Here is a 22,602-nt window from a genome sequence, read left to right as displayed (position 1 = left end):
TGATTTTTCATTCGTTTACCTGCAAGGCGCCATAGCTCTGTACCCTGGTTTCTCCTCGCGAGCTGAGCGGCAAGCCAAATAACAAACTGGTAACGATGTGATAAACAGCTGAATGCAAATCCGGTAAACCGTAGTCTTAAGCATAAGGCGCTAAGGAGACCGTAAATGGCTGATACAAAGGCAAAGCTCACTCTAAACGGTGACACTGCTATTGAACTGGATGTGCTAAAAGGCACGCTCGGTCAGGATGTTATTGATATCCGTACACTGGGTTCTAAAGGAGTATTCACCTTTGACCCTGGCTTCACCTCTACCGCATCTTGCGAATCCAAAATCACCTTTATCGACGGTGACGAAGGTATCCTGCTCCATCGCGGTTTCCCCATCGATCAGTTAGCCACCGAATCCAACTATCTGGAAGTGTGCTACATCCTGTTAAACGGCGAAAAACCGACGCAGGAACAGTACGATGAGTTCAGAACTACCGTCACCCGCCACACCATGATTCATGAGCAAATCACCCGTCTGTTCCATGCGTTCCGTCGTGATTCCCATCCGATGGCCGTGATGTGTGGGATCACCGGCGCGCTGGCGGCGTTCTACCATGATTCTCTGGACGTGAATAACCCACGTCATCGCGATATCGCAGCGTTCCGTCTGCTGTCCAAAATGCCCACTATGGCGGCGATGTGTTACAAATATTCCATCGGCCAGCCGTTTGTTTATCCGCGTAACGACCTCTCCTATTCAGGCAATTTCCTGAACATGATGTTCTCGACACCGTGCGAAACCTACGAGGTGAACCCGGTGCTTGAGCGCGCAATGGACCGTATTCTGATCCTGCACGCTGACCACGAACAGAACGCTTCGACTTCTACCGTCCGTACCGCAGGCTCTTCAGGCGCGAACCCGTTCGCCTGTATCGCAGCTGGTATCGCCTCCCTGTGGGGACCGGCGCACGGTGGTGCTAACGAAGCGGCACTGAAGATGCTGGAAGAGATCAGCTCCGTTGAGCACATTCCTGAATTCGTGCGTCGTGCGAAAGACAAAAATGACTCCTTCCGCCTGATGGGCTTCGGTCACCGTGTTTACAAAAACTATGACCCGCGCGCGACCGTAATGCGTGAAACCTGCCACGAAGTGCTGAAAGAGCTGGGTACTAAAGATGATCTGCTGGAAGTGGCGATGGAGCTGGAACATATCGCGCTGAACGACCCGTACTTCATCGAGAAAAAACTGTACCCGAACGTCGATTTCTACTCTGGCATTATTCTGAAAGCGATGGGCATTCCGTCTTCCATGTTCACCGTGATCTTCGCGATGGCGCGTACCGTGGGCTGGATTGCACACTGGAACGAAATGCACAGCGAAGGCATGAAAATCGCGCGTCCACGTCAGCTGTACACCGGCTACGAGCAGCGTGATTTCAAAACTGAAGTAAAGAATAAGTAATACTTAGCCCGGCCATCTGTCGGGCTAATGTACGAATGAAGGCCGGGTAAGGCGTAGCCGCCACCCGGCTTTTTTGTTTCTGCGCCAGCTTGTTTCCCTCACCCAAACCCTCTCCCGCAGGGAGAGGGAGATTTATTCCTGGTATTTTGGGCATCTGCATGTAGGCCGGGTAAGGCCCAGCCGCCACCCGGCTTTTTTGTTTCTGCGCAAGCCTGTTGCCCTCACCCCAACCCTCTCCCGCAGGGAGAGGGAGATTTATTCCTGGTGTTTTGGGCATCTGCATGAAGGCCGGGTAAGGCGTAGCCGCCACCCGGCTTTTTTGTTTCTGCGCAAGCCTGTTGCCCTCACCCAAACCCTCTCTCGCAGGGAGAGGGAGATTTATTCCTGGTATTTTGGGCATCTGCATGTAGGCCGGGTAAGGCGTAGCCGCCACCCGGCTTTTTTGTTTCTGCGCAAGCCTGTTGCCCTCACCCCCAACCCTCTCCCGCAGGGAGAGGGAGATTTATTCCTGGTATTTTGGGCATCTGCATGTAGGCCGGGTAAGGCGCAGCCGCCACCCGGCTTTTTCTATTTCTGACACGCCGGGCACCGGTAAAACGGTCTCGACGATAACATCGTTCGCTCAATCGCCCCGCCACACCGCTCGCACGGCTTCCCTTCGCGATGAAACACCTTAAAACGGAACAACGCCCCGTGATGTTTATTATCATCCACCACACCGCGCGTGTTGTAGGAAAGACGTGGAATCTCCAGCAACGCGTGGGACAAAGCATCAAGCTGAACCTCGTTAAGCTGCGAGGCTTTACGTTGTCCTGCCAGCCCGACTTCCCACAAAATTTCAACGCGTAAATAGTTACCTAAACCGGCGAGAAACGCCTGGTCGAGCAGCAGCCCGGAAAACTGGCGGTTGCGAAATGCGGGCGACAGCAGCCGTGCTTTCACCGCTTCTGGCGTCAGGCTCATATCCAGCACATCCGGTCCAACGCGTTGCAGGAACGGGTGAGTGAGCAATTGCTCCGGCGTTAACATCTCAATATCCGACGCGCTGTAGAGCAAAATGGCTTTATCCGCCGTTTGCAGCCTGACGCGCAGTACCCGATTGGTTTGTGGTTGCTCACCCGCATTAATCACTCGCCAGACACCATAAAGCTGGTTGTGGCTATATAACGTCAGGTTATGGGTGAAATGTGTCAGCAGCGCTTTGCCTCGCGTCTCGATCTGCGTCACGCTTTGCCCAATTAACTGCGCTTCATAGGGTTTTAACTGAGGGAAAGCAAACCACGCATCGGTCAGTGGTTTGCCCTTAATCGCCGCCTCCAGGCTATCCGCCGCACGGCGGATCTCCGGACCTTCTGGCATCTTTGCTCCTTTGTTAGTGCGTCGCACCGCCCACGATTTTGACGTCAGCCGTCTGGCGTAACGCCACTTCAATCGCCACGATCAGCGCCGCTTTTACCGTCTGCGCCGCCATGCTCGGTGCGCCCGCATGGGCTGCAGCCTGTTCTGGCAGGTAAGGGATATGGATAAACCCGCCCTTCACTTCCGCATTTTCGCTGATTTTATGCAGCAATCCGTACATCACGTGGTTGCAGACAAACGTCCCCGCCGTTTGCGAAACAGACGCCGGAATGCCTCTTTCGCGCATCGCCGCCACCGTCGCCTTGATCGGAAGCCGAGTAAACCACGCCGCCGGACCGCCCGGCACTATGGCAACATCAATCGGCTGCTGGCCGCGATTATCTGGAATACGCGCATCGTCCACGTTAATAGCGACCCGCTCGACGGTCACATCCACACGCCCGCCCGCCTGCCCGACCGCAATGACCACCGCCGGATTGAGCTCGTCGATGGCGGCGTTGAGCACGCTTAATGATTCGCCAAACACGCAGGGAAGCTGGCGCGTCACCACGCGACAGCGGTCAATAATACTCCCCTCAAGCTGACTGACCACTTCCCACGAAGGGTTAACGGTCTCGCCGCCAAAGGGCTCAAAACCGGTGACTAATACATAACGCATCGTCTCTCCTTACAGGAACATCAGGAAGTACAACAGGAACACGTTGGCAATCAGGAGCAGCACGCCGGTTGGCACCTGCGCTTTGATTACCGCGTTTTTATCCGGCAGCTCCAGCAGCGCAGCGGGTACGATATTGAAGTTCGCCGCCATCGGCGTCATCAGCGTGCCACAATAGCCGGAGAACATCCCAATCGCCGCCATTACCGCCGGATTACCACCGTGCTGGAGCACCAGAATCGGGATGCCGATCCCCGCCGTCACAATCGGGAACGCCGCGAACGCATTGCCCATTACCATGGTTAACAACGCCATGCCGATAGCGTACACCGCCACGGCGATAAAGCGGCTGTCCACCGCCAGATACGTTTTGGTCAGCCAGGAGATCCCGTCGCCCACGCCCGCGGCGGTAAACAGCAGGCCCAGCGTCGCCAGAATCTGCGGCAGGATAAATGCCCAGCCGATGGAGTCCAGCAGACGACGTGCCTCCTGCAACGGCTGATGCACTTTTTCGTGCGTCATTTTGACCGCCATCGCCAGACCAATCAGCGATCCGGCAGTCATTGAGAATAACGTCACCAGCGTCGAGTGATTGCCCGGCCCGAACAAGGTTTCCTGCAATCCAGGCACATGGTTGAACATCAGCACGCCTATCACGGTCACCACCGGAATGGCTAACGCCGGATAAAACAGTCGGTTGCCGAGACGTTTGGCGCTAACTTCGCGCTCTTCGGGTTTGCGCTGATGATAGCTGCCCAGTTTCACGCCACCAAAACCGGCGATCAGCGCCAGGCCGACGACCGCCACACCAACAGCGATGTGCACGGTGCGCTTATCGCCCACCAGCTGATACGTCCAGTCGCCGAGCAGGAAAATCAGACCGTAAACACCCCAGAACAGACCGGTAGTAATACGACGCGGGTTGGCTTTATCACGAAACGACATCACCGCGACGATCAGCAAGATCAGCCCCGCCAGCCAGTAGAGATAGCTTTGTTGAAAATTCATGATGCATCTCCCTGTGCGTGTGCCAATTTGCCCAGCTCGCGTTCAAGATGCTTGTCCAGTCGCCACAGGCGAGTCGCGTGGATGATAAACGCGCAGATCGCCGTCGGAATCCCCCACAGGGCAATGTGCAGCGGCTCGGTCTGAATGCCCCCGGACTCCAGCATAAAGTTATGCATGAAGATAATCGCCCCGAAGGCGACAAAGATGTCTTCGCCGAAGAACAGCCCGACGTTGTCCGTCGCCGCCGACATCGCCCTCAGGCGATAGCGGACCGTACCCGGCAGCTCACCGTATTTTTTCTCTGCCGCACCTTCCGCCATCGGGGCCAGTAACGGTCGCACCATTTGCGGATGCCCGCCCAGACTGGTCAGCCCCATTGCCGCCGACGCCTCACGCACGAAGAGATAAACGATCAGTAATCGCCCCGCCGTCGCGCTGTGGATTTTGGCAATCCACGCCTGAGCACGTTCCTTCAGCCCGTGTCTTTCCAGCAGGCCGATAACGGCTAACGGAATCAAGAGGATATAGGGCAGATTACGAGTATTGAGGAACCCTTCGCCCAACTTTTCGAGGATGGTGGCGATCGGCATATGCGCCGCCACGCCGGTGACGATCCCGGCGACAATCACCACCAGCACCGGATTAAAACGTAAGATAAACCCGACCACGATCACCGCAATACCGATGAGTGGCCAGAGCGATAGCGTCTCTGCCATTTTTTCTGTCCTGTTGTTATGTTGTGTTTGCGTTTATTTTTCGTGCGTTATGCACTGATTTTAATATTATTTAACTCAAATTCTTTGCGCAAGCGACGGGCAAATTCCAGTGCGTGTTCCCCGTCCCCGTGCAGGCAAACGGACTGCGCACGCACGCTTGCCCATTCGCCGCTGATACTTTTCACCTTGCCGTGCCGCACCATCTCCAGCGTTTGCGACAGCGCTTGTTCCTCATCATCAATCAACGCACCCGGCTCGCTGCGCGGCACCAGACTGCCGTCAGCGCGATAACCACGATCGGCAAATACTTCTTCACGGGTAGCGAGTCCGTAACGCTCTCCGGCGCGAATTAATTCGCTCCCCGCCAGCCCAACCAGAATCAAATTGCTGTCAACGGCATGCACCGCGCGAGCGATCGCATCAGCCAGCACCGCGTCTTTCGCCGCCTGGTTATAGAGCATCCCATGCGGTTTGACGTGGCGGAGTTGCCCTCCTTCGGCGCGGACGATCGTTGCAAGCGCACCAATCTGGTACAGCATCTGAGCGTAAACTGTGTCCGGCGGCAAATTCATGGCCGTACGCCCGAAGTTTTCCCGGTCGGGAAAGCTCGGATGCGCGCCAATCGCCACGCCATTTTTTAACGCTTCCCGCACGCTCTCAAGCATGGTCTGCGCATCCCCGGCGTGAAATCCGCAGGCGATATTGGCCGATGAAACCAGCGTCAGCAGTTCGGCATCGGCTCCGCAGCCTTCGCCCAGATCTGCATTTAAATCAACGACGATCATTCAACCTCCATGCCAGTTGTTCGATAAATTGTTTCTGCACACGACGTGCTTCGAGCGCCTCTTCAAGCGTACAGGGAACAAAGTGGATCGGCTGTCCGAGCGGAATTTGCGCCAGATGGTACATGTCCGCCTCAATAATGCAGGCGATACGCGGATAACCGCCGGTGGTCTGGGCGTCATTCATCAGCACAATCGGCTGGCCGTTGTGCGGCACCTGAATCACGCCAGGTAACAGGCCGTGCGAGACCATTTCGCGATCGGTGGTGCGCGCCAGCTGCTGGCCTTGCAAGCGGTAGCCCATGCGATTACTCTGCGGGCTAAGCTGCCAGGGCAAACGCCAGAAGGCATCCTGCGAGGCCTGATCAAATTCGTGATATTCCGGCCCCGGCAAGGCGCGAATGCGGTTGCTCCACAGCAGTTGTTTGACGCCCTGTGCTTCAGCGAATTCGCGCTTGCTCTCGCCGAGCGGCAAGCTGTCGCCGTCTTTCAGCAGTCGCCCTTCAAATCCACCCATGCCGGTTTTGAGATCGGTGCTGAACGAATTCATCACTTCCGGCACATCAATCCCACCGCTGACCGCCAGATAGCTACGCATACCGCGCAGGGGGCGATTAAGCGTCAGGCGCTGTCCGGCTTTTACCTGCAAACGCCAGCCGGTCCAGACCGCCGCACCGTCAAGCGTCGCGTCACAGCCCGCGCCCGTCAGGGCAAACCAGCCGTCGCGTTCAAACTCAACGCTGCACTGTCCGAGGGTGATTTCCAGCGCTGCGGCATTCGGATCGTTACCCACCAGCAGGTTGGCAATCTGCAACGCGGGTTTATCCAGCGCGCCGCAATAGCTGATTCCGGACTGTCGCAGACCCATTCGTCCACCATCCTGCACCGAGGTATATAACCCCGCGCGAATCACCTTCAACATACCCCCTCCTTCTGCGGCACAAACCGCACGGTATCGCCCGGACGCAACAGCACCGGTTCTTCGCGTTTGGGATCAAACAGCGGCAGGCTGGTGTGGCCAATAAGCTGCCAGCCGCCCGGTGAGGCCAGCGGATAAATACCGGTTTGCGGCCCGCCAATCCCCACAGAACCCGCCGGCACTAACAGGCGCGGCTCCCCGCGACGCGGCGTGACAAGCTGTTCCGGCAAGCCGCCCAGATAGGGAAAACCTGGCTGGAAGCCTAAGAACCACACCACATAATCCACGGAGGAATGCAGCTCGACGACCTGCTTTTCAGATAACGCCGCATGACGCGCCACTTCGCCCAGATCCGGCCCCGCATCGTTGCCGTAGACCACCGGGATTTCAATAAAGCGCGATTCCGGCTCCAGCGCTTCGCTCTCTTCCCACCAGCGTTGCAGACGCTCGATGGCGTCCAGCGCCACCGACTGCGGATTACGCAACACCACGGTAATGTTGTTCATCCCCGGAATGGCTTCCACCACTTCCGGTATTTCAGCCAGTCGCTGTGTTAAGCGCCAGATTCGCTTTTGCGTAGTGATCGTCACCGGAGGTTCAAGCTCCAGCACCACCGCCGTTTCGCCTAATAAATAACAACGCGCTCGTTGCACTTACGCACCTCTCATCAGGCAGGATTCGGGATATCGATGAAGGTCACATCGAGATCGGTATTTTCTGTTAACCACTCGCTCAGGGCGCGAATACCACCGCGTTCAGTGGCGTGATGCCCCGCCGCGTAGAAATGCAGACCTTGCTCGCGGGCAGAGTGAATGGTCTGCTCGGACACTTCTCCGGTAATAAAGGCGTCCACGCCAAAGCGCGCGGCGTTGTCGATAAAGCCCTGACCGCCGCCGGTACACCACGCCACGCGTTTCACCAGATCCGGGCCAGTATCGCCACACCACAGAGGACGACGGCCCAAACGAGCCTCAATCCAGGATGCAAATTCCAGGCCTGGAACCGGCATCGAAAGCTCCCCCCACGGCACCAGCGCTTCGATTTCGCCCATCACGTTGATACCCAGTAGTTGGGCGAGCTGGACGTTATTGCCCAGCTCCGGGTGCGCATCCAGCGGCAGATGCCAGCCGTACAGGTTGATGTCGTTCGCCAGCAGCGTTTTAAGGCGGTTACGCTTCATGCCGCGAATGATCGGCGCTTCGTTTTTCCAGAAATAACCGTGATGCACGATCACCGCATCCGCCTGCAGACGCACCGCTTCATCCAGCAGAGCCTGGCTTGCCGTGACGCCGGTGACAATTTTTTGCACCGTTTCACGCCCTTCCACCTGCAGGCCGTTGGGACCGTAGTCGCTGAAGCTGGCGCTGTTCAGCTTTTCATTGATTAAGGTTTCCAGTTCGCTGTTTTTCATCATCACTCTCTTACGCTTTGCGGGCAGCCTCATAGGCCGCCAGTGTGGCGACTCGCGCCTGTTTATGGTCAACAACCGGGCGCGGATAATCGAGGGTTTCGCCCGTTTTATCCGCCCACGCCCAGGGTTCATGAATCGATTTGCCCGGCACATCAGTCAATTCCGGCAGCCACTGGCGGATAAACTCGCCGGTCGCGTCAAAACGTTGTCCCTGGGTTGTCGGGTTAAAAATACGAAAATAAGGCGCGGCGTCGGTTCCGGTCGAGGCCGCCCACTGCCAGCCGCCGTTGTTAGCCGCCAGATCGCCGTCGATCAGCTGCGAAATAAAATATCGCTCCCCGGCGCGCCAGTCGATCAGCAGGTCTTTCACCAGGAAGCTGGCGACGATCATTCGCAGGCGGTTGTGCATCCACCCCGTTTCGTTGAGCTGCCGCATCGCCGCATCGACAATTGGATAGCCCGTCTGGCCGTTTTGCCATGCCTGTAGCAGTGCGTCATCCTGCTGCCACTGCACCTTATCCGTCCAGCGGATGAAGGGCCGATGTTTACATAAATCAGGATGATACGTCATTAGGTGACGGTAAAATTCGCGCCAGATAAGCTCGTTAAGCCATACCGCGCCCGCCCCGCCGTCCAGCGCCTGTGGCTGTTCGGCCAGCAGGCGATGCAGGCACTGGCGCGGCGAAAGTACACCCAGCGCCAGGCACGCCGATAACCGGCTCGTCCCTTCGATGGCGGGGAAATCGCGATGTTCTTCGTATTCGGCGGCCTGCTGTTTGCAGAAGTGGCGTAATTGCGCAATGGCGGCTTTTTCGGTCGCGGGGAAGTGTTTCGCGTCGAAATCAGTCTGGGGGTAATCGAAATGAAGATCAGCGGAAACAGTCAGTGCGTTCTCTCTGGCAGCAGGTGCGGCGACACATTCCGGCAGCCCTTCTTTCAGCCGCTTAATGTAGGCATTTTTGAACGGGGTAAAGACTTTATACATTTCGTGGTTGCCGGTCATTACACTGCCGGGGGCTAACATCACGCTGTCGTCAAATCCCTGACACACCACCGTATCCAACATTTTTTCCAGCTGTCGGTCGCGCTGCTGTTCGTTGAATTCGTACTGATAATTATAAAAAAGATAGGTTACGTGATGCTCTTCGCAGAGCTGCTGCACTTTGTCGCTCTGCGCGGCAAAATCGCTCACCTCGTCATAAATGAGCGGAATGCCTTTCTGCGCCAGCCCCTGTTGCAGTTCATTGAGATGCGCGCGCAGGTACGCAGCTTGTCGCGGAGCCATGCCGTGTTCCCGCCACTGTTCGGGCGTGGCGATAAACAGGGCCAGCACGCGGGCGTTGGGTGAACGACAGGCCGCAGCAAGCGCGATGTTGTCATGAAGGCGCAGATCCGCGCGAAACCAGACCAGATGCGTGGTCATAACACTCCTGAATAATTGTCCATAACCTAAGCGTAGCGTTTCTGACCGCAGGCCGAAACCGCGTCGTGTATCCCTTAAAAGGCGGGATGACGAACTCTATAATGTTTAAGTTATGTTACAGGAGCAAGTGTAACCTTCGCTTGGCTTACGTATGGGAAGGTATAAGCATAAAAAAAACCGCCACATTTCTGTGGCGGCTCGACATTGCTATGCGAATCTTTGTCTTATCTTAGTAAAAATCGCAGGTCGCTTTTTCGGCCTGGTCCATCCATACCGGTTTCTCGCTGGTTTTCGCCCAGACGCGGTGCAGATAGCTGTAAAAACGGGCACGGTCTTTCCAGAACAACATCACTGGCAGCGCCACAATCCCGGCCACTACGGCGAAGGTGCGACGTAAAAAGACTACATGTGCTGGAAACTCTTTATACAGATCCATGATTTTCTCCCCTATAGCTGGCCGGAAACGTTATCCGGAAAATTCAAAAGTGGTTATCTGGCTAAAATAGTACCGCTTTGTTTGTAATTTTACTACTCATCCGACCACTTATTTTCGTCCGTTTAGTGAATATTTACATTCCACCTGTAATTAAGTTACATAAAAGTTAACAGGATACTTATCATTAGTTAAATCAGGGTTTTGTCATTTTTATACTTTTTTTACACCCACCCCGCTGATTTTTGCGAAATCTTTGCGCCATAAATCCTACCTTTTGCACAAAGACAAATGTCACCCGGAGGTGAATTGTGAGTGCAGGTCTGATTGCTGGCATCGTGCTGGTGTTCCTGTTGTTGGGCTATCTGATTTATGCCCTGATTAATGCGGAGGCCTTCTGATGGTGGCCCAGGCATTTTTACTGATCGCCAGCTTCCTGCTGGTGCTTTTCTTGCTCGCAAGGCCACTGGGAACCTGGCTGGCGCGGATGATTAACGGCGGCGCACTGCCTGCGGTTGGGGGCGTCGAAAAAGGAGTCTGGCGAGTTCTCGGTATAAACACCGAGGAGATGAACTGGCGTCAGTATCTGGTCGCCCTTTTGCTGCTGAATATCGTCGGGCTGGCTGCGCTGTTTGCAATGCTAATGTTGCAGGGCATCCTGCCGCTGAATCCGCAGCAATTGCCGGGCCTGTCCTGGCATCTGGCGCTGAACACTGCGGTCAGCTTTGTCAGTAACACCAACTGGCAGTCGTATGCCGGGGAAACAACACTGAGTTATTTCAGTCAGATGGTCGGGCTAACCGTGCAGAACTTCCTCTCTGCCGCCAGTGGGATTGCGGTGATCTTCGCCCTGACCCGCGCCTTTGCCCGTCAGAAAATCAACACGCTGGGTAACGCCTGGGTGGATCTCACGCGTATCACGCTGTGGGTGCTGCTGCCGATTTCTCTGCTGATCGCCCTGTTCTTTATTCAGCAAGGGACGTTGCAAAACCTCCTGCCCTACTCGTCTTACACCTCGCTGGAAGGGGTGAAACAGATGCTGCCGATGGGACCGGTGGCGTCACAAGAGGCGATCAAAATGCTCGGGACCAACGGCGGTGGCTTCTTTAATGCCAACTCGTCGCATCCGTTCGAAAACCCGACCGCGCTGACTAACGTCGTACAGATGCTGGCTATCTTCCTGATCCCCACCGCGCTGTGCTTTGCGTTCGGTGATGCGGTGAGCGATCGCCGTCAGGGCCGAACCTTGCTGTGGGCGATGTCCATTATCTTCGTGGTCTGCGCGGCGCTGGTGATGTGGGCGGAGTGGCAAGGTAACAGCCACTTCCTGCAACTGGGTGCTGACAGCAGTATCAATATGGAAGGCAAAGAGAGCCGCTTCGGTATTCTCGCCAGCAGTCTGTATGCGGTGGTCACAACGGCGGCCTCCTGCGGGGCGGTGAATGCTATGCATGACTCTTTCACCGCACTGGGCGGGATGATCCCGATGTGGCTGATGCAGATCGGCGAAGTGGTCTTCGGCGGCGTCGGGTCCGGTCTGTACGGCATGTTGCTGTTCGTCCTGCTGGCAGTGTTTATCGCCGGGCTGATGATTGGCCGCACGCCGGAGTATCTGGGTAAAAAAATCGACGTGCGCGAGATGAAACTGACCGCCCTCGCCATCCTGGTCACACCGGCTCTGGTCCTGATCGGTACCGCACTGGCGCTGATGACTGAAGCCGGACGCAGCGGCATCTTCAACCCAGGCATCCACGGTTTTAGTGAAGTGCTGTACGCCGTCTCGTCTGCCGCCAACAACAACGGCAGCGCCTTTGCCGGGTTGAGCGCCAACTCACCGTTCTGGAACTGCCTGCTGGCGTTCTGCATGTTCTTCGGTCGTTTTGGTGTCATCGTGCCGGTGCTGGCTATCGCCGGGTCGCTGGTAAGTAAAAAAATTCAGCCCACCTCAACCGGTACGCTGCCGACACACGGCGCGCTGTTTATTGGCCTGCTGATTGGTACCGTCCTGCTGGTCGGTGCATTGACCTTTATCCCCGCCCTCGCGTTAGGCCCGGTCGCGGAACATCTTTCTTTACGCTAACTGAGCGGAGATATCAGTCATGAGTCGTAAACAACTGGCCCTCTTAGAACCGACCCTGGTTCGCCAGGCGTTGATGGATGCGGTGAAAAAACTTAGCCCGCGCGTGCAGTGGCATAACCCGGTGATGTTTATCGTCTGGATTGGCAGCGTGGTCACCACTGCGTTAGCCATCGCCATGAGCACCGGACACCTGACGGGCGATGCCTTCTTTACCGGCGCGATCAGCCTGTGGCTGTGGTTTACCGTGCTGTTCGCCAACTTTGCCGAAGCACTGGCAGAGGGCCGCAGCAAGGCGCAGGCCAACAGCCTGAAAGGGGTCAAAAAGACCGCCTTCGCCCGCAAACTGCGTGAGCCGAAATATGGCGCGCAGATGGATCACGTCCCGGCAGATGAACTGCGCAAAGGCGACGTGGTGCTGGTGGAAGCCGGGGACATCATTCCGTGTGACGGCGAAGTGCTTGAAGGTGGCGCGTCGGTGGACGAAAGCGCCATCACCGGGGAATCTGCGCCAGTGATCCGCGAGTCCGGTGGCGATTTTGCCTCGGTCACCGGCGGGACGCGCATTCTCTCTGACTGGCTGGTGATCCAGTGCAGCGTTAACCCTGGCGAAACTTTCCTCGACCGGATGATCGCGATGGTCGAAGGCGCGCAGCGTCGCAAAACGCCGAACGAAATCGCGCTGACCATTTTACTGGTGGCCCTGACCATCGTCTTCCTGCTGGCAACCGCCACCCTGTGGCCGTTCTCCGCCTATGGCGGCGCAGCAGTAAGCGTCACGGTGCTGGTGGCTCTGCTGGTCTGCCTGATCCCCACCACCATCGGCGGCCTGCTGTCGGCGATTGGCGTGGCCGGGATGAGCCGGATGCTCGGCGCGAACGTGATCGCTACCAGCGGCCGTGCGGTCGAAGCGGCGGGCGACGTGGATGTGCTGCTGCTGGATAAAACCGGGACCATCACTCTAGGGAACCGTCAGGCGTCGGATTTCCTGCCTGCTCCGGGCGTCGATGAAAAAACGCTGGCCGACGCGGCGCAGCTCTCCTCGCTGGCGGATGAAACACCGGAAGGGCGCAGCATCGTGATTCTGGCGAAACAGCGCTTCAATCTGCGTCAGCGCGACGTACAAAGCCTGCACGCCACCTTTGTGCCCTTCACGGCGCAAACGCGGATGAGCGGGATTAACATCCAGGAGCGCATGATCCGTAAAGGCTCGGTGGATGCCATTCGTCGCCACATCGAGGCAAACAATGGCCACTTCCCGCCGCAGGTTGATCAGCTGGTCGAAAGCGTGGCACGTCAGGGTGCTACGCCGCTGGTGGTCGCCGAAGGGGCGAACGTTCTCGGGGTGATTGCCCTGAAAGATATCGTCAAAGGCGGCATTAAAGAACGCTTTGCTCAGCTGCGCAAAATGGGGATCAAAACGGTGATGATCACCGGGGATAACTCTCTGACCGCCGCCGCGATTGCCGCCGAAGCGGGGGTGGATGATTTCCTCTCTGAAGCGACGCCGGAAGCAAAACTGGCGCTGATCCGTCAGTACCAGGCGGAAGGCCGTCTGGTGGCGATGACCGGCGACGGCACTAACGACGCTCCGGCGCTGGCTCAGGCCGACGTGGCGGTGGCGATGAACTCCGGGACTCAGGCCGCGAAGGAAGCAGGCAACATGGTCGATTTGGATTCTAACCCGACCAAGCTGATCGAAGTGGTCCACATCGGGAAACAGATGCTGATGACGCGTGGGTCGCTCACCACCTTCAGTATCGCCAACGATGTGGCGAAATACTTCGCCATTATCCCGGCGGCGTTTGCGGCGACCTATCCGCAGTTGAACGCCCTGAACGTAATGCACCTGCACTCCCCGGCCTCGGCAATTCTCAGCGCCGTCATTTTTAACGCCCTGATTATTGTCTTCCTGATCCCACTGGCGCTGAAAGGGGTGAGCTATAAACCGCTGACCGCCGCCGCCATGTTGCGCCGCAACCTGTGGATTTACGGTCTTGGCGGATTAGTGGTGCCGTTTATCGGGATCAAAATTATCGACCTGTTACTGACCGCGTTCGGGCTGGTTTAAGAGAGAAATCAAATGACTATGTTACGTCCCGCTATACTTCTGTTTATTCTGCTGTCTCTTGTCACCGGGGGGCTGTATCCGCTGGTGACCACCGCGCTGGGGCAGTGGTGGTTTAAGGATCAGGCAAACGGCTCGCTGATACTGCAAAACGGTGAGAACCGTGGTTCGCGCCTGATTGGGCAGAACTTTACCGACGCGGGCTACTTCCAGGGACGTCCTTCCGCCACCGCAGAAAGCCCGTATAATCCAATGGCTTCGGGCGGCAGCAACCTGGCCGGGAGTAACCCGGAGCTGGATAAAGCCGTGAGCGAGCGCGTTAGCGCCCTGCGCGCCGCCAATCCGCAGGCAAGCGCAAGCGTGCCGGTTGAGCTGGTTACCGCATCCGCCAGCGGACTGGATTACAGCCTGACACCTGCCGCCGTGGCGTGGCAAATTCCACGCGTCGTTGCCGCACGCGGGCTGACCACCGAACAGGTCACAAAACTGGTGGCCGAACACACGCAAAAACCGCTGGTCAGCTTTCTTGGCATGCCGGTCGTAAACATTGTTGAGCTGAATATGTCGCTGGACGCGTTAAGGAAAAACTAAATGACCGACGAGCCCCTGCGTCCGAATCCGGACAGGCTGCTTGAACAGACCGCTGAAGCGCATCGCGGCAAATTAAAAGTGTTTTTCGGTGCCTGTGCGGGCGTCGGGAAAACCTACGCCATGCTGACAGAAGCGCAGCGTTTACGGGCCCAGGGGCTGGATATTCTGATTGGCGTGGTGGAAACCCACGGACGCAAGGAGACAGCGGCGCTGCTGGAGGGGCTGGCGACACAGCCCGCTCGGCGCATCAACCACCGCAGCCGTCTGGTCACCGAGTTTGATCTCGACGCCGCCCTTGCCCGCCGTCCCGCCCTGATTCTGATGGACGAACTGGCGCACAGCAATGCGCCAGGCTCTCGTCACCCCAAGCGCTGGCAGGATGTTGAAGAGCTGCTGGAAGCGGGTATCGACGTCTTTACCACCGTTAACGTGCAACATCTGGAAAGCCTGAATGACGTCGTCAGCGGCGTCACTGGCATCCAGGTACGCGAAACCGTCCCCGATCCCTTTTTTGATTCCGCCGATGAAGTGGTGCTGGTCGACCTTCCCCCGGACGATCTGCGCCAGCGTCTGCACGAAGGCAAAGTTTATATCGCCGGGCAGGCCGAACGTGCCATCGAACATTTTTTCCGCAAAGGGAACCTGATTGCCCTGCGCGAACTGGCACTGCGGCGCACCGCCGACCGGGTGGACGATCAGATGCGCGCCTGGCGCGATCGGCAGGGACAGGATCGGGTCTGGCACACCCGCGACGCCGTTTTGTTGTGCATTGGGCATAACAGCGGCAATGAGAAACTGGTGCGCACTGCGGCCCGGCTGGCGGCAAAATTTGGCAGCGCCTGGCATGCAGTTTATGTTGAGACGCCGCACCTGCACGCCCTGCCTGAGAATCAGCGGCGCGCGATCCTCAGCGCCCTGCGTCTGGCGCAGGAGTTGGGTGCGGAAACCGCCACTCTGTCCGATCCGGCAGAAGATAAAGCCATTCTACGCTACGCCCGCGAGCACAATCTCGGCAAAATCGTCATTGGTCGCCGCCAGAACCGCCGCTGGTTCAGCCGCGAATCCTTTGCCGATAAACTGGCAAAACGCGCGCCGGATCTGGATCTGGTGATTGTCGCGCTTGATGAAAAACCCGCTCCCCTGCCCGGTCGCACCCCTGATGCGCGCACCTTTGGTGACAAATGGCGCATCCAGCTCAGAGGCTGTCTGGTGGCGACGGTGCTGTGCGCTTTAATTACCATTGTCGCCAGCCAGTGGCTGATTGCCTTTGACGCCGCCAACCTGGTGATGATCTATCTGCTCGGCGTAGTGGTAGTGGCATTGCTGTACGGGCGTTGGCCGTCGGTACTCGCCACGGTGATTAACGTCGCCAGCTTTGACCTCTTCTTTATCGCCCCGCGCGGGACGCTCGCCGTGTCGGATGTGCAGTACATTTTGACCTTCGCGGTGATGCTCACCGTCGGGCTGGTGATCGGTAATCTCACCGCCGGCGTGCGCTATCAGGCGCGTATCGCCCGCTACCGCGAACAGCGTACGCGACACTTGTATGAGATGTCGAAATCACTGGCGGTCGGGCGCACGCCGCTGGATATCGTCCAGACTAGCGAGCAGTTTATTCGTTCCACCTTCCAGGCCAGCAGCCTGATTTTGCTTCCGGACGAGCACGGAAAATTACGCCCGCTGACCTCCGCCACTGGCATGACCCCCTGGGATGAAGCCATTGCTCGCTGGAGTTTTGATAAAGGTCTACCTGCGGGAGCCGGCACGGACACCCTGCCCGGTGTACCGTATCTGATTTTGCCCCTGCGCAGCGCCGACAAAACGCTCGGGCTGGTGATTGTTGAGCCGTCGAATTTACGCCAGCTGATGATCCCGGAACAGCAGCGTCTGCTGGAGACCTTTACCCTGCTGGTCGCCAGCGCCCTGGAGCGTCTGGCGTTGACCACCAGCGAAGAACAGGCGCGGCTGGCGAGCGAGCGCGAGAGCATTCGTAACTCTCTGCTGGCGGCGCTGTCGCACGATCTGCGCACTCCGCTCACCGTGCTATTTGGTCAGTCGGAGATCCTGACGCTGGATCTGGCGGCGGAAAATTCCCCGCACGCACTGCAGGCCAGCGAAATCCGCCAGTACGTGCTGAACACCACCCGGCTGGTCAATAATTTGCTCGACATGGCACGCATTCAGTCCGGCGGATTTAACCTGAAAAAAGAGTGGCTGACGCTGGAAGAGGTGGTCGGCAGTGCGTTGAAAATGCTGGAGCCGGGCCTGGGCGGGCGGCATATTACCCTCGATATGCCAGAACCGCTGACGCTGATCCACGTCGACGGGCCGCTGTTTGAACGGGTGCTGATCAACTTGCTGGAGAACGCTGCGAAATACGCCGGTGCAAAAGCGGAAATTGGCCTCAATGCGGGCGTCTACCATCAGGCACTCCGCCTCGAAGTGTGGGACGACGGGCCGGGAATTCCGGCGGGTCAGGAAGCCGCTATATTTGAGAAGTTTGCACGCGGGAATAAAGAGTCGGCGATACCCGGCGTCGGGCTGGGGCTGGCAATTTGCCAGGCGATTGTTGACGTTCACGGCGGGACGATTACCGCCCATAACCGCCCGGAAGGCGGGGCCTGTTTTTGTGTTACACTTCCGCTAGATGTCCCGCCAGAACTTGATGAATTACCAGAGGATTTGTGATTAACGTCCTGATTGTCGAAGATGAACTCGCTATTAGTCGTTTCGTGCGCGCTGCGCTGGAAGGCGACGGCTTGCGCGTGTATGACGCCGGGACATTACAGCGGGGGCTTATCGAAGCCGCCACCCGCAAACCCGATCTGGTTATCCTTGATCTCGGCCTGCCCGACGGTGACGGCCTCGATTTTATCCGCGAAGTGCGCCAGTGGAGCCAGATGCCGATCATTGTGCTCTCGGCGCGCGCCGAAGAGACGGACAAAATTGCAGCGCTTGACGCCGGGGCCGACGACTATCTCAGTAAGCCGTTTGGTATTGGCGAACTTCAGGCGCGACTGCGCGTAGCATTGCGCCGCCACAGTGCGACCACGCCTTCCGACCCGGTGTATACTTTTTCGGATATTCAGGTCGATCTGCCTGCACGTCGCATCCTGCGCGGTGCAGAAGAGATCCATCTCACCCCAATTGAGTTTCGCCTGCTGGCGGTGCTCCTCAACAATCACGGCAAAGTCCTGACCCAACGCCAGCTGTTGAACCAGGTTTGGGGACCGAACGCCGTCGAGCATAGTCACTATTTACGCATATATATGGGCCACCTTCGTCAGAAGCTGGAGATGGACCCCGCACGCCCCCGCCATTTATTAACTGAAACCGGTATCGGTTATCGGTTCATGCTTTGAATACTTATTCAGAATTAACTCAATTCAATTAATACAGCTTAATGTTACGTATTTAATTATTAAGTGGACGCATATATATGCTCCCCTTAAAATAATCAAACACATCAGAAATACATTGTATTAACATTATTAATACAAACCAGCGTTATGCACTGCTCTATTCACGCAAAACGAATATTTATTTCTGATATGATCGGTTATTGGTGATCTTCTTCACGGTTTGCTGCCTTTTCATGGATAAAATGGCCTTGCTTTCAATTACTGAAAGGAAATGTACTCATGGAAAACAACAATCGTTTAATGCCTCATATTAGGCGGACAACACATATTATGATGTTCGCCCACCGCAATAGCTTTGATTTTCATTTCTTCAACGCCCGGTAGTCCTTCGACCCAGGGCGCGTCTGCTTACAGGTTATCCTGAAAACTCCTGACTTACAGGCACTTGCCTGTGGGCGCTGCGCTCCTTTCCCTTAAATCCGCTTTTTTCCGTCACCGGACGGCGTGGATTTATTTCATCTAAAAGCAATTAACTGATTTTTTATCAGCGGCCCCTCTTTGCTTTTTTTTCCGGAATATTTCGATTTCATTTTTATACGAAGTCGAAGGACAAATATTGCCTAAAATAAAGAGATAATTATGAAGATGTTAAAAATCGCGGCCAGCCGCGCTTGCCCGGACTGCTTTACAACCACACGTGAAATGACTGATGTCACAGCGACGGATTATATTGATGTTGCTGCCGTTGTTCTGGCCGTTGGCGATATATTTAATGGCACCATAGAAGAAATAGAAGCCACTGGATTTGAAATTCCGGTATTTATCGCCACACACAAAGAAGAGATTGTCCCAGCAGAATATTTACCGCGCATTCAGGGTGTTTTTGAGTGCAACGACACCAGCAACGATTTCTACGGGCGTCAGCTTGAAGCGGCTGCCCTGAAGTATGAAACCCAGCTGCGCCCGCCGTTCTTCCGTGCGCTGGTCGATTACGTTAAACAAGGCAATAGCGCCTTTGACTGCCCAGGGCATCAGGGGGGCCAGTTCTTCCGCCGTCACCCGGCCGGGAATCAATTCGTTGATTTCTTCGGTGAGACGCTGTTCCGCTCTGACCTGTGTAATGCCGACGTGGCAATGGGCGATCTGCTCATTCACGAAGGTGCGCCGTGCACGGCACAAAAACATGCGGCCAAAGTGTTTAACGCCGACAAAACCTACTTCGTGCTAAACGGAACATCATCGTCCAATAAAGTGGTGCTGAATGCCCTGTTGACGCCAGGCGACCTGGTGCTGTTCGACCGCAACAACCACAAATCCAACCACCACGGCGCACTGTTGCAGGCGGGAGCCACGCCGGTTTATCTGGAAACCGCGCGCAACCCGTACGGCTTTATCGGCGGGATAGATGCGCATTGCTTCGAAGAGAACTATCTGCGTGAACTGGTGGCTGAAGTGGCACCGGGCCGCACCCGCGATCAGCGCCCGTTCCGCCTGGCGGTGATCCAGCTTGGTACTTATGACGGCACCATCTATAACGCTCGTCAGGTTGTCGATAAAATTGGTCATCTGTGTGACTACATTCTGTTTGACTCTGCGTGGGTCGGCTACGAGCAATTTATTCCGATGATGGCGGATTGTTCCCCGCTGCTGCTGGAACTGAACGAGAACGATCCGGGGATCCTGGTTACCCAGTCGGTGCATAAACAGCAGGCCGGGTTCTCTCAGACTTCGCAAATTCACAAGAAAGACAGCCACATCAAAGGCCAGCAGCGCTACGTTCCGCACAAACGCCTGAACAATGCCTTTATGATGCACGCCTCCACCAGCCCGTTTTATCCGTTGTTTGCCGCTCTGGACATCAACGCCCGGATGCACGAAGGCCAAAGCGGACGCAACATGTGGATGGACTGCGTGGTGAATGGCATCGAAGCCCGTAAATTGATCCTGCAAAACTGTCAGTTTATCCGCCCGTTTGTGCCAGATATGGTCGACGGAAAACCGTGGGAAAGCTGGCCGACGGCGGAGATTTCCTCTGACCTGCGCTTCTTCCACTTTGTACCGGGAGAAAACTGGCATGCGTTTGAAGGCTACGCTGAACATCAGTATTTTATCGATCCGTGCAAATTGCTGCTGACCACGCCGGGCATCAACGCACGTACCGGTGAGTATGAAGATTTCGGCGTACCGGCCACAATCCTCGCCAATTTCCTGCGTGAAAACGGCGTGGTGCCGGAGAAATGCGACCTCAACTCAATCTTGTTCCTGCTGACCCCTGCTGAGGATATGGGCAAGTTGCAGCAACTGATTGCCCAACTGGTGCGTTTTGAGAAATTGCTGGAAACCGACGCGCCGCTCAAAGAAGTATTGCCGTCACTCTACAAACAGCATCCTGAACGTTACGCCGGTTATTCCCTGCGCCAGATTTGCCAGGAGATGCACGATCTCTACGCCCGCCACAACGTGAAACAGCTGCAAAAAGAGATGTTCCGCAAGGCGCATTTCCCGCCTGTGAAGATGAATCCACAGGAGGCGAATTACGCCTATCTGCGCGGCGAAGTGGAGCTGGTTTCCCTGCGTGATGCCGAAGGTCGTATTGCGGCTGAAGGGGCGCTCCCTTACCCACCGGGCGTGCTGTGCGTGGTCCCTGGCGAAGTGTGGGGCGATTCAGTGCTGCATTACTTCACCGCGCTGGAAGAAGGGATCAACCTTCTGCCGGGCTTTGCGCCTGAGCTACAGGGCGTTTACGTCGAAGAGTGTGATGGTCGTAAACAGGTCCGCTGTTATGTCATTAAGCAGCCAACCGCACAGCCCACGCTGCTGAAAGGGGAAAAACTATGAGTAAGAAATCCAACAAGATGGGTGTGGTGCAGCTCACCGTATTGACGATGGTGAATATGATGGGCTCCGGCATCATCATGCTGCCGACCAAACTGGCGGAGGTCGGGACGATCTCCATTATCTCCTGGCTGGTGACAGCCGTCGGCTCGATGGCGCTGGCGTGGGCCTTTGCCAAATGCGGGATGTTCAGCCGCAAGTCCGGCGGGATGGGCGGTTACGCGGAGTATGCCTTCGGTAAGTCGGGCAACTTTATGGCCAACTACACTTACGGTGTGTCACTGCTGATTGCCAACGTGGCGATTGCCATATCGGCAGTCGGTTACGGTACGGAACTCTTCGGCGTCGCACTGACGCCGGTGCAGATTGGACTGGCGACCATCGGCGTGCTGTGGCTGTGTACCGTGGCAAACTTTGGCGGCGCACGCATTACCGGGCAGATCAGCAGTGTCACCGTCTGGGGCGTGATCATCCCGGTGGTGGGTCTGTGCATTATCGGCTGGTTCTGGTTTAGCCCGACGCTGTACGCAAACTCCTGGAACCCACATCACGTGCCGTTCTTTACGGCGGTCGGGTCGTCTATCGCCATGACGCTGTGGGCGTTCCTGGGGCTGGAATCGGCGTGTGCCAACGCTGAAGTCGTGGAGAATCCAGAACGCAATGTACCGATCGCGGTGCTGGGCGGGACGTTGGGCGCAGCGGTAATTTATATCATCTCCACCAACGTGATTGCCGGGATCGTGCCAAACATGGATCTGGCGAACTCCACCGCCCCGTTTGGCCTGGCGTTTGCGCAGATGTTCACCCCGGAAGTCGGGAAAGTGATCATGGGCCTGATGGTAATGTCTTGCTGCGGTTCGCTGCTCGGCTGGCAGTTCACCATTGCGCAGGTGTTTAAATCGTCCGCTGACTCCGGTTATTTCCCGAAAATCTTCTCCCGCGTCAGCAAAGCAGATGCGCCGGTTCAGGGCATGTTAGCGATTGTGATTTTCCAGAGCGGTTTGTCGCTGATGACCATTAGCCCGTCGCTGAACAGCCAGTTCAACGTGCTGGTCAACCTGGCGGTGGTGACCAACATCATTCCGTACATTCTGTCGATGGCGGCGCTGGTGATTATTCAGAAGATGGCGAACGTCGACCCGCGCAAAGCGAAGATCGCGAATTTCGTGGCGCTGGTCGGGGCGATTTATAGCTTCTATGCCCTCTACTCTTCCGGACAGGAAGCAATGCTGTACGGCGCGATGGTGACGTTTATGGGCTGGACGCTGTACGGGCTGGTGTCGCCGCGGTTTGAGTTGAAGAATAAGCACAGTTAAAAAAGGTAAAAGCAAAACGGCAACCCGAAGGTTGCCGTTTTTAGTGTTTTCTCCCTCTCCCTGTAGGAGTGTGCGGTCCGGGGACATCATGAACACTTGTTCGGGGACATGGTAGACACTTACAACTAAGGCATACGAACCCGTTTTTGGAGTCGCTTATGCCCTGGGATGCGAGAGATACCATGTCATTACGTA

Annotated in this window: 20 protein-coding genes; 10 read left to right on the top strand and 10 right to left on the bottom strand. The window is 56.5% G+C overall.

All coding sequences use genetic code 11. The features are described from left to right. The first annotated feature begins 165 nt into the window (after positions 1–165). A complete protein-coding gene (locus JBO43_RS16855; protein ID WP_095281267.1) occupies positions 166–1,452 on the top strand; it encodes a citrate synthase in 1,287 nt (428 codons plus the stop codon). A 567-nt stretch (positions 1,453–2,019) separates the two neighbouring features. Here JBO43_RS16855 and nei read toward each other — a convergent pair. The 10 genes from nei to JBO43_RS16805 form a co-directional block, all read right to left on the bottom strand. Continuing rightward, positions 2,020–2,811: an endonuclease VIII gene (gene nei, locus JBO43_RS16850; protein ID WP_202674742.1), complete on the bottom strand. Its 792-nt coding sequence runs from the start codon at positions 2,809–2,811 to the stop codon at positions 2,020–2,022. A gap of 13 nt (positions 2,812–2,824) precedes the next feature. Further along, positions 2,825–3,469: a pyroglutamyl-peptidase I gene (gene pcp, locus JBO43_RS16845; protein ID WP_202674741.1), complete on the bottom strand. Its 645-nt coding sequence runs from the start codon at positions 3,467–3,469 to the stop codon at positions 2,825–2,827. 9 nt (positions 3,470–3,478) lie between these two features. After that, a complete protein-coding gene (locus JBO43_RS16840; protein WP_202674740.1) occupies positions 3,479–4,474 on the bottom strand; it encodes a DUF979 domain-containing protein in 996 nt (331 codons plus the stop codon). Next, positions 4,471–5,190 carry a DUF969 domain-containing protein gene (locus JBO43_RS16835; protein WP_202674739.1) on the bottom strand — a complete coding sequence of 240 codons (720 nt, stop codon included), beginning with the start codon at positions 5,188–5,190 and terminating at the stop codon, positions 4,471–4,473. Before JBO43_RS16835 ends, JBO43_RS16840 begins: the two co-directional genes overlap by 4 nt. Positions 5,191–5,237: 47 nt before the next feature. Beyond that, entirely contained in the window at positions 5,238–5,972 is a 735-nt protein-coding gene (pxpA, locus tag JBO43_RS16830; RefSeq protein WP_202674796.1) for a 5-oxoprolinase subunit PxpA, read from the bottom strand. Further along, a complete protein-coding gene (pxpC, locus tag JBO43_RS16825) occupies positions 5,962–6,894 on the bottom strand; it encodes a 5-oxoprolinase subunit PxpC (protein WP_103948790.1) in 933 nt (310 codons plus the stop codon). The genes pxpA and pxpC overlap by 11 nt, the downstream gene beginning before the upstream one ends. Beyond that, positions 6,888–7,544, bottom strand: a complete 657-nt coding sequence (pxpB, locus tag JBO43_RS16820) for a 5-oxoprolinase subunit PxpB (RefSeq protein ID WP_095281260.1) — start codon at positions 7,542–7,544, stop codon at positions 6,888–6,890. The genes pxpC and pxpB overlap by 7 nt, the downstream gene beginning before the upstream one ends. A gap of 14 nt (positions 7,545–7,558) precedes the next feature. After that, complete coding sequence (locus tag JBO43_RS16815) at positions 7,559–8,302, bottom strand: type 2 GTP cyclohydrolase I (protein ID WP_095281259.1); 744 nt, start codon at positions 8,300–8,302, stop codon at positions 7,559–7,561. A 10-nt stretch (positions 8,303–8,312) separates the two neighbouring features. Then, positions 8,313–9,725: a deoxyribodipyrimidine photo-lyase gene (phrB, locus tag JBO43_RS16810; protein WP_202674738.1), complete on the bottom strand. Its 1,413-nt coding sequence runs from the start codon at positions 9,723–9,725 to the stop codon at positions 8,313–8,315. A 229-nt stretch (positions 9,726–9,954) separates the two neighbouring features. Next, a complete protein-coding gene (locus tag JBO43_RS16805) occupies positions 9,955–10,161 on the bottom strand; it encodes a YbfA family protein (RefSeq protein ID WP_095281257.1) in 207 nt (68 codons plus the stop codon). A 308-nt stretch (positions 10,162–10,469) separates the two neighbouring features. Between JBO43_RS16805 and kdpF the strand changes: the two genes are divergently transcribed. The 9 genes from kdpF (at position 10,470) to potE (ending at position 22,407) form a co-directional block, all read left to right on the top strand. Then, positions 10,470–10,559 (top strand): K(+)-transporting ATPase subunit F, encoded by a 90-nt coding sequence (gene kdpF / locus JBO43_RS16800; protein WP_003858638.1) that lies wholly within the window; start codon positions 10,470–10,472, stop codon positions 10,557–10,559. Beyond that, entirely contained in the window at positions 10,559–12,238 is a 1,680-nt protein-coding gene (gene kdpA, locus JBO43_RS16795; RefSeq protein WP_095281256.1) for a potassium-transporting ATPase subunit KdpA, read from the top strand. The genes kdpF and kdpA overlap by 1 nt, the downstream gene beginning before the upstream one ends. Positions 12,239–12,257: 19 nt before the next feature. After that, a complete protein-coding gene (gene kdpB / locus JBO43_RS16790; RefSeq protein WP_202674737.1) occupies positions 12,258–14,306 on the top strand; it encodes a potassium-transporting ATPase subunit KdpB in 2,049 nt (682 codons plus the stop codon). A gap of 12 nt (positions 14,307–14,318) precedes the next feature. Then, positions 14,319–14,894 carry a potassium-transporting ATPase subunit KdpC gene (gene kdpC / locus JBO43_RS16785; protein ID WP_103948797.1) on the top strand — a complete coding sequence of 192 codons (576 nt, stop codon included), beginning with the start codon at positions 14,319–14,321 and terminating at the stop codon, positions 14,892–14,894. Beyond that, positions 14,895–17,582 carry a two-component system sensor histidine kinase KdpD gene (gene kdpD, locus JBO43_RS16780; RefSeq protein ID WP_202674736.1) on the top strand — a complete coding sequence of 896 codons (2,688 nt, stop codon included), beginning with the start codon at positions 14,895–14,897 and terminating at the stop codon, positions 17,580–17,582. Then, entirely contained in the window at positions 17,579–18,256 is a 678-nt protein-coding gene (gene kdpE / locus JBO43_RS16775) for a two-component system response regulator KdpE (protein WP_095281252.1), read from the top strand. The genes kdpD and kdpE overlap by 4 nt, the downstream gene beginning before the upstream one ends. 279 nt (positions 18,257–18,535) lie before the next feature. After that, positions 18,536–18,640, top strand: a complete 105-nt coding sequence (speFL, locus tag JBO43_RS16770; RefSeq protein ID WP_106875989.1) for a leader peptide SpeFL — start codon at positions 18,536–18,538, stop codon at positions 18,638–18,640. 255 nt (positions 18,641–18,895) lie between these two features. After that, positions 18,896–21,094 carry an ornithine decarboxylase SpeF gene (gene speF, locus JBO43_RS16765; RefSeq protein ID WP_103948799.1) on the top strand — a complete coding sequence of 733 codons (2,199 nt, stop codon included), beginning with the start codon at positions 18,896–18,898 and terminating at the stop codon, positions 21,092–21,094. Beyond that, complete coding sequence (gene potE, locus JBO43_RS16760; protein ID WP_095281250.1) at positions 21,091–22,407, top strand: putrescine-ornithine antiporter; 1,317 nt, start codon at positions 21,091–21,093, stop codon at positions 22,405–22,407. The genes speF and potE overlap by 4 nt, the downstream gene beginning before the upstream one ends. Positions 22,408–22,602 lie beyond the last annotated feature (195 nt).

Origin of the sequence: Lelliottia jeotgali (assembly GCF_016771845.1) — a bacterium.
GTDB classification, from domain to species: domain Bacteria; phylum Pseudomonadota; class Gammaproteobacteria; order Enterobacterales; family Enterobacteriaceae; genus Enterobacter; species Enterobacter jeotgali.
Note: the sequence above shows the minus strand (reverse complement) of the source record. Positions and strands in the feature narration are given on the sequence as shown.